This is a genomic window from Thermoanaerobaculia bacterium (assembly GCA_035593605.1).
Lineage (GTDB): Bacteria > Acidobacteriota > Thermoanaerobaculia > UBA2201 > DAOSWS01 > DAOSWS01.
The window spans coordinates 35592-51336 of record DAOSWS010000003.1 but is presented as its reverse complement, the minus strand read 5'-3'; the positions used below and the strand labels follow the sequence as shown (position 1 = coordinate 51336).

16 protein-coding genes are annotated in these 15745 nt (G+C 49.7%); 8 read left to right on the top strand and 8 right to left on the bottom strand.

The window, feature by feature from the left end:
* Positions 1–112: 112 nt before the first annotated feature.
* From PLD04_02200 to PLD04_02170, 7 genes are all read right to left on the bottom strand, one after another.
* Entirely contained in the window at positions 113–889 is a 777-nt protein-coding gene (locus PLD04_02200; protein HXK67130.1) for an inositol monophosphatase family protein, read from the bottom strand.
* Between the two features lie 255 nt (positions 890–1144).
* On the bottom strand, positions 1145–1720 hold the full coding sequence (locus PLD04_02195; GenBank protein HXK67129.1) for a CoA pyrophosphatase: 576 nt from the start codon (positions 1718–1720) through the stop codon (positions 1145–1147).
* Between the two features lie 72 nt (positions 1721–1792).
* Complete coding sequence (locus PLD04_02190) at positions 1793–2791, bottom strand: hypothetical protein (protein HXK67128.1); 999 nt, start codon at positions 2789–2791, stop codon at positions 1793–1795.
* A 19-nt stretch (positions 2792–2810) separates the two neighbouring features.
* On the bottom strand, positions 2811–4271 hold the full coding sequence (locus tag PLD04_02185) for a hypothetical protein (protein HXK67127.1): 1461 nt from the start codon (positions 4269–4271) through the stop codon (positions 2811–2813).
* Positions 4272–4336: 65 nt separating this feature from the next.
* Positions 4337–4900 carry an HDIG domain-containing protein gene (locus PLD04_02180; protein ID HXK67126.1) on the bottom strand — a complete coding sequence of 188 codons (564 nt, stop codon included), beginning with the start codon at positions 4898–4900 and terminating at the stop codon, positions 4337–4339.
* Positions 4893–5258 (bottom strand): preQ(1) synthase, encoded by a 366-nt coding sequence (gene queF, locus PLD04_02175; GenBank protein ID HXK67125.1) that lies wholly within the window; start codon positions 5256–5258, stop codon positions 4893–4895. The genes PLD04_02180 and queF overlap by 8 nt, the downstream gene beginning before the upstream one ends.
* Positions 5239–7263, bottom strand: a complete 2025-nt coding sequence (locus PLD04_02170; protein ID HXK67124.1) for a protein kinase — start codon at positions 7261–7263, stop codon at positions 5239–5241. The genes queF and PLD04_02170 overlap by 20 nt, the downstream gene beginning before the upstream one ends.
* A 61-nt stretch (positions 7264–7324) precedes the next feature.
* Here PLD04_02170 and PLD04_02165 point away from each other — a divergent pair, with 61 nt between their 5' ends.
* From PLD04_02165 to PLD04_02130, 8 genes are read left to right on the top strand one after another with little or no spacing between them, the layout of a single operon-like run.
* The gene (locus PLD04_02165; GenBank protein ID HXK67123.1) at positions 7325–7696 is read left to right on the top strand and encodes a response regulator; all 372 of its coding nucleotides are present in this window, start codon (positions 7325–7327) and stop codon (positions 7694–7696) included.
* Positions 7693–8553, top strand: coding sequence for a hypothetical protein (locus PLD04_02160; GenBank protein ID HXK67122.1), 861 nt, complete (start codon positions 7693–7695; stop codon positions 8551–8553). Before PLD04_02165 ends, PLD04_02160 begins: the two co-directional genes overlap by 4 nt.
* On the top strand, positions 8550–9080 hold the full coding sequence (gene pyrR, locus PLD04_02155; GenBank protein HXK67121.1) for a bifunctional pyr operon transcriptional regulator/uracil phosphoribosyltransferase PyrR: 531 nt from the start codon (positions 8550–8552) through the stop codon (positions 9078–9080). The genes PLD04_02160 and pyrR overlap by 4 nt, the downstream gene beginning before the upstream one ends.
* Before the next feature lie 5 nt (positions 9081–9085).
* Entirely contained in the window at positions 9086–10021 is a 936-nt protein-coding gene (locus tag PLD04_02150) for an aspartate carbamoyltransferase catalytic subunit (protein HXK67120.1), read from the top strand.
* Entirely contained in the window at positions 10005–11291 is a 1287-nt protein-coding gene (locus tag PLD04_02145) for a dihydroorotase (protein ID HXK67119.1), read from the top strand. Before PLD04_02150 ends, PLD04_02145 begins: the two co-directional genes overlap by 17 nt.
* On the top strand, positions 11284–11661 hold the full coding sequence (locus PLD04_02140) for a response regulator (GenBank protein HXK67118.1): 378 nt from the start codon (positions 11284–11286) through the stop codon (positions 11659–11661). The genes PLD04_02145 and PLD04_02140 overlap by 8 nt, the downstream gene beginning before the upstream one ends.
* The gene (locus tag PLD04_02135; protein ID HXK67117.1) at positions 11658–12752 is read left to right on the top strand and encodes a PilT/PilU family type 4a pilus ATPase; all 1095 of its coding nucleotides are present in this window, start codon (positions 11658–11660) and stop codon (positions 12750–12752) included. The genes PLD04_02140 and PLD04_02135 overlap by 4 nt, the downstream gene beginning before the upstream one ends.
* A gap of 1 nt (position 12753) precedes the next feature.
* Positions 12754–13404, top strand: a complete 651-nt coding sequence (locus PLD04_02130; GenBank protein HXK67116.1) for a hypothetical protein — start codon at positions 12754–12756, stop codon at positions 13402–13404.
* A gap of 44 nt (positions 13405–13448) precedes the next feature.
* Here the strand turns inward: PLD04_02130 and PLD04_02125 are convergent, their stop codons facing one another.
* Entirely contained in the window at positions 13449–15662 is a 2214-nt protein-coding gene (locus PLD04_02125) for a hypothetical protein (protein HXK67115.1), read from the bottom strand.
* Positions 15663–15745: the final 83 nt, after the last annotated feature.

The window sequence follows — 15745 nt, the reverse complement described above, 5'->3', positions numbered from 1 at the left end:
CGCAGAAATGGCGATGACACATGGGGCATTTTTTTAACGAGAAGAGTTCAGCTTCTTTCTTGCATATCTGACAACGATTTTCGTCCATAGCCGCCTATTATACCACCAGGTCCTAAATTTCGTTGATGATTCGAAGCAGGAGCTGGTGGATATCCGGAGATGCGGCAACGATATCTCCAGATTCCATAAAGTCAGGTCCTCCTTCAAAATCTGTTACGATACCGCCGGCTTCCCTGACGAGGAGAGTACCTGCCGCGATGTCCCAGGGAGAAAGTGAAAATTCAAAAAATCCATGAAAAACTCCTGATGCCACAAGAGCCAGGTCCAGGGCTGCGGAACCCGTCCGGCGAAGTTCCCGGGACTGTAAGAAAACCGAATGGAAGATCGAGAGATAGCGATCAAGCTTTTCGCGGTGCCTGAAGGGAAATCCCGTGGCAATAAAGCCCATGGACAGGGGGGAAGGTGTAGAAACACGGACCTGGCGATCATTCATCATGGTTCCGTGCCCTTTGATTGCAGTAAAGAGATCTCCTGTGAGGGGATTGTGAACTACGGCCGCAAGTTCGCGATCTCCTGCTCTTACTCCAATAGAAACACTCCACCAGGGGTATCTATGGAGGAAATTCGCTGTTCCATCAAGGGGATCAACGATCCACTGAGTGTCCCCGCTTCCCTGAAGGCCGTCTTCCTCACCGAGAATGGCATGGTCCGGAAATGCCCTGTGGATAATCGAGCGAATGATCTCCTCGCTGGCACGATCCGCTTCTGACACGAGATCATAGGGCGCTTTGGCTTCACCCCGGGGGGCTTCGTGACACTCCCATCTGGATCGAAGCAGATCCCCTGCGGCAAGGGCGGCGCGACGGGCAACGGCAAGGATTTCTTTCATCGATTATTATTATATCGTGGAAAAAGAGGAAGAAGACCGCCGGATAAGGACATTGAGACGAATTGTGGATCTCGGGCTGCAGCTGATCGCTACGGATCCGGCCTTGTCACCCGGGGAGGCTATTTCTGTTATGGAGCACGTTCGCATGCATGCAATGAAGCTTTTCCCGGGTAAGGAATCCACATTCGATCTCATATACAGGCCGCGTTTTCTTCGTGTCATTCAGGAACGCTGGAAGATAGAGGAGACCCAATGCTAGTCCCTGATCTGCTTTCCAGCAGGAAGGATTGACAATAACTCGTCGACCATTCGTGCCGTCACTCCCCAGATTACGGTCGATTTCCAGCGATACATCGTCGGGTTAAGGTGATGAATGTGGAGGTCTTGCAGCCGCAACTGTAGAATCTCTGCAATCTCTCCGGGATCGGAGATGGAGGGAGTGCCGCGGTCCATCAATCCCACAAAGGGCCGGATCCAGAACCCGGAAGGAGTGATCTGGTCACTCAGGCAGCCTATCACTGAAATATTTTCCGGAGGAATGCCTATTTCTTCCCTGGCCTCCCTCAGGGCTGCATAACAATAGTCAGAATCGCTCTTCTCCACATGGCCTCCCGGGAAGGAGATCTGTCCGGGATGGTTCACATGGTTGGTCCTCTGGACAAAGGTGATCCATATGTCCGAGTCCTCAATCGACAGGGGAATCATGACGGATGCGGGAGTGAGTAATCCCCGGGGAAGTTCTGTGGGGCGGTAAGAACGCATCCTGTTATGAAGAGATTCAATATTACTTGAATCAAACATCGAAACCGCTTTCTCGGAATCCGTATTCATTCTTTCCGGAAAACAAGTTGGAAGGCGAAGTTCTTCCGGAAAACGAAACAGGACCTGGTTTCTCTGCTCAATTCAGGAGGCATTCGTACCTAGAACTCGCAGGTAGGCCTTTACCGTTCGGTTCGGAGTGTGGTGAGATTCAATAAAGTGGTACCCGGCCCAGCCCATCTCCCGGCACTGTCTGGGATGGTCCCGGAGGTTCATGATCGCGTCATACAACAAATCCCGGATTTTACCTACAGGCGGAATTTTAATGACTGCCGAATCGGGCAGGGAGGCATAGGAACCGGCATCGAAAACGATGACAGGGCGGGCTGACGCAAGGGATTCCAGTGTGGTCAGTGAGACTTCTCCCATCAACGGGTATCGAAGATTGAAGGTGAAATGCACCTTCTTCATGTACTTCCACCACTCCTGGGTCGATACCCAGCCGGTAGTGATTGTACCCTGCTGAGAAGATGTGAATTCCGATTCGGGCTGTCCGACAAGATAGAGCGGGACTGCGAGTTCGGAGCAGATGGAATCAATGAGAGAAAGGTTTCGGTTGGAACCCATAAATCCAAAGACCCCGGCGCAAAAAGATCCCTCCGGATCCGCAGGCCTGTGAGAAGATGGAAGAGCCACGGGCATAGGAACGACTGCAACGGGTGTCTGAACGCCCATCATTCGAAGACGGCAGGCGGCATCATCATCGTGGACCAGAATCAGGTTCTGTTTTTCCAGGAACGATTTGAGCCAGGGAACCAGATCTTCCACCCGGGGCATCCAGACTCCCAGATTCTGCCAATGTTCTGCTTTTTTCGGCAGGGGAATAGCATTGAAACAGGATGTGTCATGCATGACGACGATATCGGGATGGAGACTCGCAAGGTCGTACACTTCCCGATTGATTGAATGGTTGCCCAGGTGATAGATCTTTCTCGACGAGGGTTCCAATTGCGAGGGGACACTTCGCGAATGCTTCGGGTCGATGGCAATGAGCGTAAGATGGTTCTTCAGAAGAGGGACCAGACGTGAACTATATTCTGCAATCCCCGATTCGGACGGGGGCAGGGTGCCGAACCAGTACACCCTGCCCTCGAAAGGGGTTTCAATCAAAGCGTACGATCAGTGACGCTAAAACACGATCATTGGAAATACTGGTGGATGAAACCTGCTCATCAAGGACGCCAGCGAAGGTTTCCCCGTAATATCCTTTTTCGTCTCCTGTGGTATGAACCCAGGCGATATCGAACTGAACACGGTTGTAGGTGATTCCCGTTCCCATTGTGATTCCGTCATAGGTGGGGATTTCTCCGGCATCCCAGTAATTGACGATCTGGTCTTCCCTGAAAAACCCGAGGCGGAACGGAATGGCTGCCTTTCCCAGAATATAGACATATTCCATCCCGATTCGCCAGCTGGATGTATCCTCCTGCTGTGAGTAAGAGAAGTACGGGTAGGGTACATCTTCACCGCTAAAGATGGCCGGAACCCAGAGGCCGGTGCTGGAATCATAGTAGAACCCGGCTGCGGAAATGGAATCCAGCTTGGCTTCGGACCAGTTCGTAACCGAGTAATCCAGCGCGATCGTAAAGAGATTCGTTGGATGAATGGCAATGCCCACCGCGTAACCGTCTGGCCAGGATATCTGGCTTTTCCCATTATCCCTGACCGGTGAGTAGAGGTAATTTATGGAGGAATCGAAAAGCTCGCTGGTGGAACTGTAATCGAGATCGGTCTCAAAGGCGCTGTGATATACGGCTCCAACGGTTACGAAGTCTGATAATTTCCAGTGGAGACCAAAGTCAAAGTTAAGGTCCGAAAAGGTGTACTGAAATGAGTCCTTGCGCCAGAAATCCCAAAGGTAAACATCCCCGGAATAGTAGCCCTGGTAGGTCGCCCGGTAACTTGAATAATTCTTATTGGTAATATCGGCGTCCATATAGTTCAAGCTGATTCCGAGACGAAATCCTGATCCAAGTTCTGTGGCAAGGCTGAGTGTGGTCGCGTTGATTCCTCCGGTATAGTCCGCTGTTGTCTTGTAATCATAGACTTCCGTGGTATAGAGGATGTTATCCGTATCAAGGAGCGACCATCGTTCCAGCCAGGTAGATCGAAACGCCGGAAATGTGGAGAGCCGATGGAAGCTGATCTGGGTGACAAAGGGATGCTCTTTGATAGAAAAGGGATACGTGGCGCTGAGGAAGCTCACCCCATTGTAGGTAAGGGACCCTTCCTGGAACTGTTGTGTGCCTTCAAACATGAATCCCTCGTCGTACGTCCTCGTATAGAGCCACTCTGTATCGATCGATCCGGAAAAGTGGTCGAAAACAAAGGAGGCTTCGGGCTTGGTTAGCTGCGCTAACCCGGCGGGATTCCAGGAAGCAGCGGTCGCATCATCGGCCACAGCGGTAAAGGCTCCTCCCATACCGAGTGCCCTGGCGCCTGCTCCAAGGATCGTTGAGATCCCCTGGCGACTCGGTGACTCGGGGGTTGCATAATCCTGGGCTGTGAGAGCTAGAGGGATCATCAAAATGAGAGCCAGCAATAAAAGTCGTCTAAAGAGCATAGGGTCCTCCCTGAAAAGATATGAATACATCATATCACGGACAAAATTGGAATGGCGAAAATAAATCAGACACCCAGCTCGTCGGAAATAGGGAGCATCGCTTCAATGACATAGGCAATATGATCCTCAATGGGAATTCCGAGTTCCTCGGCGCCCCGAAAGATCGCATCACGATCGACGCTCCTTGCAAATGCCTTGTCCTTAAAGCGTTTCTTTACGGATTTTACGGATAGATCAGCCAGTTTTTTAGAGGGACGCACGAGGGCGGCTGCCAGAATAAAGCCGGAGAGCTCATCGACGGCATAAAGTGTCTTTTGAAGAGAGGTGGCTCTCGGAATTCCCATGTAATCCGCATGAGAGGCAATGGCCCTGATCATCTCTTCAGGGTAATTCCTCTCCTGTAAAATCTTCATACCCTCATGAACATGGGTTTCCGGTGTGGGAAATCGTTCATAGTCAAAGTCGTGGATCAGTCCGATGATACCCCAGTATTCTTCATCTTCCCCAAATTTCTTCGCGTAGGCTCGCATGGCGGATTCCACGGCCAGAGCGTGAATTATCAACCGGTCGCTGGTCGTATATTCCTTCAGGAGAGAGAGAGCTTCCTCGCGGGATGGAACTTCAGACATCATCATCTTCCGCAAATGTGGAGCGTACGGTTGTGTGGATCCCGCCCCTCACATAAAAATCCCCTTCTACCTCCATGAATCGCGGATGCAGGGTCGCCACAAGGTCTTTGAGAATGCGATTGGTCACATCCTCGTGGAACAATCCCTGCTCCCGATAGGTCCAAAGGTACTGTTTAAATGATTTCAATTCGACGATTGATGGTCCCGGAATGTAGGTGACGGTAATGGTCGCAAAGTCCGGCTGACCTGTGCGGGGGCAGAGACATGTGAATTCCGGGCAAACCATTGTTACCTCGTAAGAGATATCAGTATGGGGGTTGGGAACGGCCTCCATCGATTCACTGGGTTGAGTCGGCATGGGCTTCCTCCGCAATCTCGACACGAACTTTATTGGCTTCAGCATCCAGAATGATATTCCAGCTGTAGTCGAATCGTGAATTGATACGCACCTTCTCGCTGGTATAGGTGTTCACTTTATCCTTCCCTCGGCTGACGACCCAGATCTGTACGCTGTGCTCTCCCTGGGACAATGCAAAACTCCCTTTGAGTGAGCCTCCGAGGAATTCGGTTTTTGTTTTGAACAGGCCTGATTTTTTTACAAAGTCAAACTCTTCGCGAAAAACCTGCTTTCCATTGGCGTTAATCATGAGAAAGCCCTCTCCGATTGGCGAGTCGTAGTTGAATTGGATCGTGGAGAGCCGTGCCGCTGCCTGAGAGGACGCAGGGGTGGAGGATTTGGGTTTCGATTCCGGTTGAATGGATACGGGTGTCTGGTATTTCTGTTTGAGCATCTCCTTTTTTACGGAGATCATGGCCAGAATCTGTCGTGCCTCTCGATTGGCGGGGTCCTGGGCGAGTGCTTCATTGACGACGCGTTCGGCGTCGGAATATTCGCCCTGATCGTAAAGAACTCTTGCACGGGCAATCTGGCTGGACACATCGATGGGTCCGGAAGCATCCTCTTGAGATTCGACAGTATTGTCAGGGTTATTCATCGCATCCAGCGCCTTCTTGTACAGGAGGGCGGGGTAGGGGGCAAGAGGGGTGTCGGCAAGGATGGTCGTGGCTGCCTGGAGTGTCAGCTCGGGTTTACCCTCAGCCAGAGCTGCTTCCGCTTCCTTGAGCAGGGCTTTTCTCAGGGCCACGCGCTCCATGGACGGTTGGGAAATCGAAATATCGGTCTGGGAATTGATCTTTGATGCGATGAGTGCAATCGGTACTGCGGTGACCAGAAGCGTTCCCGCAAGGATCAGTGCGACCCAGTGCCAGTAAATGGGGAGTGCCAGGAAGTACAGGGTCGGATGGTCAGCGATACGGGATTTGAAATTCCGATATCGTGTAAGAAAGAGGGTTTTTCTTCCGGGTTGACGGGCAGGCGAGGAAACCGGGCCGGCAGGGGGTCTCTTTGCTTGTTCCTGCTTCATGGATGGAGGGGCCGTTGGTGCGGTGGGTCCGGGAGGTGTCGGTGCTGACTTGCGTACCACAGTCGCTTCCGTCTGCAGGACCTGGGTTTTTTCAATCTGTCCGGCTTTCGTCTTGAGAAGGTAGCTTCGAAAGAGCTCGGCCATTTCCATGGCATCCTGGAATCTTCGCTCCGGTTCCTTTGAAAGGGCTCGATCAATCCCGTATGAGAGTTCTGGAGGGATATCCGGGGAGACTTCCTTGAGAGGCTGGTGAGGCTCGTAGGCGATTTTGTGACTCACCGTGGCCAGGTCGTCTCCAGGAAAAGGTTTGGCACGAGCGACCATTTCATAAAGGACGATCCCCAGGCTGAAAATATCACTGCGATTGTCCACCTTCAGACCACGGATCTGCTCCGGGCTCATGTAGCTCGGCGTTCCCACAAATTGCCCATCCGATGTCAACTCGGATTGGGGCAGTTTTGCGATACCAAAATCGGTGATCTTAATTACATCGTGGGAGGAGAGGATGATGTTGGCCGGCTTAATATCCCTGTGGATTACCTGGTGTCTGTGCGCGTAAGCTAATGCATCAGCCACGTTGGCGCCAATACGTGCGACAAGATCAAAGGAAATGGTCCTGGAAGGATCGGTAAGAATGGATTTAAGATTGGGTCCGGGAACGTATTCCATGACGATGAAATGCATGCCGGTCTCCGGATCCTGGCCAACGTCAAAGATCGTTACGATACCTGGATGCGATAACTTCCCTGCAGCCCGGGCTTCCTGGTAAAAGCGAGCCAGATATTCACCGGAAGTGTCGTCCTGCAGCAGCCCCATGATCCGGATCGTTTTAATGGCGAGCTTTCTGTCGATGACGGGGTCTCTGCCAAGATAAACAACTCCCATGGCTCCGCGGCCAAGCTCTTCGACGATCTCGTATCTACCGATCTTTTTGGACACCATGAGCATTGTAGGGGGAACCCCTTCCCCTGTCAATACAGGATGGTGTACAATGGACGCAATGAAGAAAAAAGTCCTTGTAATCGATGATTCAAAGGCAACTCTCATGCTCTTCGAGGGTATTCTCGGGGACCATCCAGAATACGATCTCATCGGTCCTGCCCAGTCGGGAGAGGAAGGCATCAAGCTCTTCAAGCTGGAGATGCCTGACCTCGTTTGCCTCGACGTGCTGATGCCCGGTCTGGGGGGACTCGAGGTTCTCCGGACGATTCGGACGCTGGCGCCTGAAGCGAAAGTCCTGATCATCTCGGCCCTGGGTGGTTCAGTGAAAACCGTCGAATCTTTTCTCGAGGCCGGAGCCTCGGGCATACTGGCCAAACCCTTTGACGAGGATGCCCTCATGGAGAATATCCGGCGTTTGATTGGTTCATGAGAGTCAGGTTTTTCGGGCAATTCCTCTTAGAGAAAGGGCTGATACGAGCCGCTGATCTCAAGGATGCCCTCAAGATTCAATCCAATAAAAAACAATTTTTTGGGGCCTATGCTCTGCGGTTGGGATATCTGGAAGTGGCTGAACTCAACGAACTGTTGCGGGCTCAAAAGAGAACCGGTCAGAGGGTGGGGGAGCTTGCGGTCGAGCAGGGTCTGCTTTCCCGTAAACAGGTGGAAGAAATTCTGACCAAACAAAAAAACGACCATATTTTTCTGGGGGAAATCCTTGTTTCTTCGGGTGTAATGTCACGGGAAGAGCTCTATCGCTATCTGGATGAATTTCACAGGGAGATGAAAGAGCTTCAGTCCATGGGGCTTCCCGAAGAGCTCCCCTATAACCCGCTCTTTCACAGGCTCTTTCAAATATTTTCCATCCTCATTGGCCGAATCCTGGGAGGTCCCGTAAAACTGGTGGACGGCGGAATGAAGGAAAGCCTGGTCTATCCTCTGCCGACGGCCGCGGTGCGGTGTATCCAGAGGGACCAGACTTTCCGCGTCATCCTTACATCCGATGCCGGTCTGGGGCCTTACCTGATCCGGGGATATGTGGGCAATGGGAAGAGAAAAAGTGACCCGGACATGCTCTGTGCCGTGCTGGAGGAGATTCTGAATATAGCGGTAGGTAACTTCCTGACCTACGCCCAGCAGATGGGAGAGGTCTGGGAGTTGGAACCTCCCATTATCCTTGCCCAGAATGAGCCGATACTGCCTCTCTACGGGGATATGTTTCATGAAGTCCTGTGTGCCTCGCCTCAGGGAGAAGCAGTCTTAAGTCTCGATATTGGAGGCCAGCTTTGACACTAATCCCCAAGCGGACCATTATGGATGCGGAGGAGATGAATCGGACCCTCAAGCGAATGGCAACTGAAATGGTTGAACGAATGCCGGATCAGGAAAATCTGGTACTGGTGGGTATACAAACCCGGGGTGTACCCCTGGCCAAGCGGCTGCAATCGTTGATACCGGGGGCCGATCTTGGAATTCTGGACATCACCTTCTACCGGGATGACCTTACGATTATTGCTCCCAGTCCCGTGGTTCACCGGACGGAAATTAACGGAAGCCTGGACGGGAAGAAGGTCATTCTGATTGACGATGTCCTTTTCACCGGACGTACGATTCGGGCCGCCATCGATAACCTCCTGGACTACGGACGTCCTGCCTTTATTCGCCTGGCGGTGCTGGTGGACCGGGGGCACCGGGAACTCCCGATCCAGGCAGACTTTGTGGGTCGAAACATCCCAACAGCCTTTAAGGAAGTCGTGGAAGTGAGAGTTCGAGAAGTCGACGGAGAAGACGGTGTCCTTATCATGGAGAGGGAGTAACGATCATGGACCATAAACACCTTCTGGGTATCGACCAGTTAAGCAGTTCCGATATTGATGCGATATTCAAGGTTGCGGATAATTTTCTGGAAATCGCCCGGCGACCTGTGAAACGGGTTCCCACCCTCCGGGGATGGACCGTCATGAACTGTTTTTTTGAAGCCTCAACCCGGACACGGATGTCTTTCGAACTGGCCGCCAAACGGCTGGGAGCGGATTCTATCAATTTTGCCACAGGCGGATCAAGCATCAGCAAGGGAGAAACACTCCTGGACACGGCCCGGAACCTGGAGGCCATGGCGCCGGATGTCCTGATTGTTCGAGATTCCAGATCCGGAACGCCCCATTACCTGGCCGACAGACTGGGCTGTTCTGTAATTAATGCGGGCGATGGAAGGCATGAACATCCGACGCAGGCTCTTCTCGACGGGTATACGATGAGGCAGAAGAAAGGCGGGCTTAAAGGGCTCAAGGTGGCCATTATTGGTGATATCGAATATAGCCGGGTTGCCCGCTCCAATGTGCTTCTCCTTCCAAAAATGGGCGCGGAGGTCACTCTCTGCGGTTCGCCGACTCTGTTGCCCAATCGGGTCGATTCGTGGAATGTCAAAGTCACGCATTCCATGGAAGAAGCCGTCGAGGGAAAAGATGTAATCATGATGCTTCGGATTCAGCGTGAACGTCAGGGAAAACTGACCGTTCCCTCCCTCAGGGAGTACTTTACTCGATATGGACTTACCAGGGAACGCCTGACACGCGCGGCAAAAGATGTTCTCATCATGCATCCAGGCCCCATGAACCGGGGGGTTGAAATTGCGTCCGATGTGGCGGACGGTCCTGAATCGGTCATTCTGGAGCAGGTGACCAACGGTGTGGCTGTTCGAATGGCTGTTCTCTATCTTGTGACCGTAGGGAGAGGAAAAGATGAAACTGCTCATTAAGAACGGAAGGGTTATCGATCCTTCACAGTCTCTGGATGAAACCCTGGATCTTCTGATTGTCGAAGGTAAGATCGCCGAACTATCCGAACGCTATACCGGAGAAGTCGATGAAGAGCTGGATGCCAACGGGCTCGTTGTCGCCCCCGGCCTGATCGATATTCATGTCCATCTCCGGGAGCCGGGTTATGAGTACAAGGAGACCGTCCTGACCGGATGCCGTTCTGCTGTTGCCGGCGGTTTTACTGCCGTCGCGTGCATGCCCAATACGGATCCTCCCAATGATTCTCCGTCGGTGACCCGCCACATTCTGGACCTTGCAAGAGATGCTCAACTTGCAAAAGTCTACCCCGTGGCTGCAGCGACAAAAGAATTGAAAGGGGAGGAGCTCACGGAAATGGGACTTCTCAAGGATGCGGGAGCGGTTGCCTTTTCCGACGATGGCCGTCCGATCTTTAACGGTCAGGTTATGCGAAGGTCTCTGGAATATTCCCGGGCTTTGCAGATGCCGGTCGTACAACATGCGGAAGACCTTGAAATTGCGGCGGGTGGACAGATGAACGAAGGTGTCGTTTCCGCGCGGCTGGGTCTCGCAGGACATCCCGGGACTGCAGAAAGTGCCATGGTGTTTCGGGATATATCCCTGGCCCGCCTCACGGGAGGACATCTCCACGTCGCCCACGTATCCACAAAGGAATCTCTCTGGGCTATCGAGTGGGCAAAATCAAAAAAGGTTAAGGTGACAACCGAGGTTACGCCTCATCATCTTCTTCTCACCGACGAGGATGTCGGAAATTACAATACTCAGGCGAAGATGAAACCTCCACTCAGGGCCCGGGAGGATCAGACGGCTCTTGTTGAGGCCCTGAAGAGCGGATTGATCGACTGTATCGCTTCCGACCATGCGCCTCATCACGTGGATGAAAAGGATTGTCCTTTTGCCGATGCTGCGTTCGGGATTGTCGGATTGGAGACCACGCTCCCCCTTATCATAGAAAAGTTTGTGAAGCCCGGGACGTTGACCCTGGCCCGAGCGGTTGATCTTCTTTCGACCCGGCCCGCAAAGATCTTTGGTCTGCCGGGAGGTACGCTCGCAAAGGGAAGCCCTGCGGATGTGACGATCTTCTCGACGAAGGATGTCCGGGCCATCAATCCGGACCACTTTCTCTCCAGGGGAAGGAATACTCCATTCAAGGGCTGGAAGGTCAGCTGTGCGGTAATCGCGACACTGGTAAACGGCCGCGTTGTATACCGAGACGGAGCACTTGCGTAAGATCCTGATCATTGATGACAATCGCGCCGTTTTAACCCGGTGGTCAGCGTTTCTTGAGGAACGTTATCAGGATCTCGAAATCCTGACCTTTCAAAGTCCAATGGAAGCACTGCCCTTTTTTACGCCGGAGATTCACCTAGTACTGATGGATTTGGAAATGCCGGGCATTGACGGGGTGAAGCTCTTGGAATATGCTGCGGGAAAAGGTGTACGGCGCAGTCGTGCTATCATCATGTCCGCGAGGGAAGCTGACCATCTGCACGATATCTTTCCCCACGGCAGGTGCCTTGCGGTGATTAACAAGGATGATCCGAATCAGCAGAAGGCCCTACTTCAGATTCTTGATTCGGTAATGCGGAGGCAGACATGAAAAATTTTCAACTTGATGCCATTCTGGAAGCGATGCTGAAAGTGTCCGAGCGGGTATCGGACTTGAACTTTTCCATCGCGCGGCCTCCTCAGGTCGAAGTGGATGGTGTCCTTCACCCGGTGAAATTCAAGGGTCTGGAATCCCTGACTCCCTTTCAGACGGAGATTGTGGCCATGCATCTGATGAAGGGAAACCCGGAGCTGCTCGAAAAGCTCTTTACCCAGGGGTCGGCCGATTTTTCCTACTCGATTCCGGGAAAGACGCGATTCCGGGTCAACGTCTTTTCCCAGCGGGGCTCTTACGCTACGGTTCTTCGCGTGATCCCCGAGGGTGTTCCCAGTATCGAAGATCTGGGGCTGCCGGAGGAAATGCATAAAATCGCCGAATACCGTAATGGAATCGTCCTCGTAACCGGTCCGACGGGAAGCGGGAAATCCACGACGCTGGCCGCAGTGATCAACAAAATCAATCATGAAAAGGCCTACCACATCGTTACGGTGGAAGACCCCGTCGAATACATGCACAAACATGCCAGTTCCACGATCAACCAGAGAGAGCTTGGAACCGATGTCCCCTCCTTTGCTCTGGCCCTGCGGGCTGCTCTCCGACAGGCTCCCAAGGTGATTCTCATTGGAGAAATGCGGGATCTGGAAACCGTTGAAGCTGCCCTGGAAGCGTCGGAAACGGGACATCTGGTCCTTTCAACACTCCATACGATCGATGCTGCCAAGACGATCGATCGAATCATCGGAATCTTTCCGAAATCGCAGGAACAGCAGATTCGTACTCGATTTTCTCAGAGTTTTCGATATGTCATTTCCCAGCGCCTGGTTCCGCGAAAAGACAAGGGGCGAATTGCGGTTCTGGAGATACTGAAGGCCAATCAGCGTACCCGTGAATACATCGTAAAAGGGGAATCGGAGGGCCGAAGCCTCATCGATGCAATGCGTGACGGAAAGACAGACGGTATGCAGGTGTTCGACGAGGAACTTGAACGTTTATACCATGAAGGTGTGATTACAAAGGAATCGGCTCTGGCCTTTGCGACCAACCCGGCGAACATGGAAGTCCGCCTGACCCTGGAGGCATAAGATGGCAACCGTAATTTGCAAAACCTGCGAACAGGATGTGAAGTTTGATGAGACCCGGCTTCCCCAGCAGGTTGTGTCCTTTTCCTGTCCCTCCTGCAAAGCCAAGATAACCTATGATAATCGACCCAAAGGGCACAGGATGACGATCAGTAACGTCACGCTGAAACCGATGGATAAAGAGAAGCTCTCAGAAATGAATATCCTCGGCACCTCAACACGGGGAGAGGGGCCTGTTGCGTGCATTCTCTTCAAGGATGGAAAGATTGCGCCCCTGATTACCGCGGGTCTGGAAGAGCTTGGTTTTCACGTGGAAGAACTCTTCGAGGATACGGAAAAGGCAGCCGAGTTTATCCGAAAAGAGACCCCGGACCTGCTGTTTATTGTGATCCCTGAAATTGATGGTCCGCCGTCCTCCCTTGTTAAGGAGCTCCTGATTGTTTCCGCCGACGCGAGACGGAAAATCTTCACAGCGATCATGGCGGATAATGTAAAATCCAACGATGGGAATGCTGCCTTTCTCTTTAATGTCAACTGCCTGATCGCAAAGTCCGATCTGGACCGATTTCATCACCTTCTCTTTGATTCAATCCGGGAGCACAAAAAGCTCTATCATCACTATTTCCGGCTGAAGGAAGTGAAGAATATCCTGTAGATAAATAGACAGTAATCCACTTCATATGCTCAAAAGAAAAAAAATTACTTATTTTGATAATAACTCAAAAACAAGTTTCTGAAGTCCAGGAATTCTTGATCTGTTAATCCTGTAATTGGCGAGTCCCAACCAAATTCCAAGCCTCCTGCAGCATCAATAAAATAAATTATATTTCTTGTAAAATCCAATGCTAAATAATTTAGTTCAACAGTTCTTGGTTCATTAGGATTGTTGTTATAATCTGAGGCTGCTTCTATGTAAGATTGCCACTGCTCTTTGGTTCCTTTCTTTGAAACTCCGTCAGGATAAGTATAATATCCATTCCTATACACAATTTCTGCAAATTCTTCTGCATGTGCATTTAGGATTGGTGCTGCTTGTTCATGTGTAAAAAGCAAATCATAAAGCACTTCATCATCTTGCCTTAGTACAGAAGCTTGTTTGTAAGCTTCAATGAAATTACCATCTCCGCCTTTCTCTACACCTTCAACAATTTTTGGATTCTCTACTTGACTTCCATAAACAAACACATCTCCTGAATTCACTATTGCTTCAATTGAAGCATTATTAGGAATGGCAATTCCAAAATATTGTGCAATATTGTCTTGCCTTAATCCATTTGCTTCAAGTGTTTCTGTTTTTTCGCTGACAACTTGTCCTGCTGCATCAAGCAATCTGAAAGTCATTGATGCTCCATTAATGCTTTGTCTTCCAAGGTTGAATCTAAATAAATCAGAATCCTTGACAGAAATCAAATAAGCTTTCTCGCCAGCACTTAATCTTTCTTCAACACCAAAAGCTCTCATTGATTGTGAATATTCCATTCCTTCAACATCATTAAGAGTGCGGGCTTGCCCTAAAAATTCTCCATTTGCAGAAACATTCAAAGTTCCCGCCCCTTCTTGAGCGCCCATAAAATCAACAATGTTCTCAACGCTGAAAACTTTTTTAGCTCCTAGTGATTGAGTTTTAGTTAGTCCATTATAATTGAATGTCAATTGAATCTCTTCATCTGTTGGATTTAATATTTGCACATCTGTTCTCCAATAGCTTCCTTGTGCTCCTGGAGTTTTTGCAACTATAGGAAACAACTTTTCACAAGTTTCTTGATTTCTTAAGCTAAATCCTCCTTGCTCCATGATGTCAAGAAATGCGTCAAGATCTTCTTGTTCAAGCTCAACAATCATGTCATAACCTGCTCTTGCTTCATAGTTATTTACATCTGTGTCTTCTCCATAATCTGCCCACGCAATAAAATTTTCTCTGTTCAATCTATCATCAAAGTCATACATAACAAATATTTGTTCTATTTGTTTTTTATCAGAAACATCATTATTTGTGCATAACTCTATAAAATTAGCCCAATCTGCTTTAGTATATATGTGATCAGGATAATCATAAGGATATGATGCTCCTGGAGAAAAACCATAATGAATATGATTTGCTAATATATCTGCAATCTCGTTTTTTTTGCTTCTTACATATTCAGCAACATCTTCATAAAAAAAAGGCCTGTTTATTGTTTTAAATCCAATAGGAGGTTCAATTATTTTTTTGTATTTTTGGAAAGCAATCATGTTGCCGTCTCCGCCAGGAACATCGCCTTTTTGGTTTTGTACAACACTTCCATACAAAAACCCAGAGCCTTGGTCCATCTTAAACTTGAAATAATCATTTGCTTCAACAGAGCCGAATAAATTTACTACAGAATCCTGAAAATTCTGCATGGCTCCCAATGTTTTTACTGTGGTATTTTTCAAATTTCCAAGAGAATTATATTGTTCTATTGTAATAGTTGCTCCTTGGCTTCCTGCAGTGCCGCCAATATTTGTTCTATAGTCTGTTGCGTGCTTTGCTGCAATGATAAATGCCTCTTCACCTAATTTCAAAAATTCATTTTCATCATATGCTCTTGAGGATTGTGCTAATTGTATTCCATCAATCAAGTTATAAATTTTTGACAAAACATAAACATTATCTCCAATAACTTTAACAGGACCAAAAACATTTTCTTGCCCCATTTCATCTAGAACTTCTGTAAAAACAACGCCATTTGCAGGAATTAGTTTTGTTAATGTGTTTCCATTATAATCAAATGTAATTAAATTATCTTCAGCACCAAGGTTTTTTGCTTGCACATCTGTTTTCCATGTGCTTCCTTGCGCACCAGGAGTATTTGCAGCAACAGGAATTGTTTGATCTGCATTTAGTCCTAAAGAAGCTAACCACATGATAAAAACAAGATATAGAGTTTTCATTATTCCTCCACTTCAATAAGATAATCTCCTGTTTGCTGGTTAAATGCAATACCGTGGTTGATTCGGGTCAAACTCAGAAATAA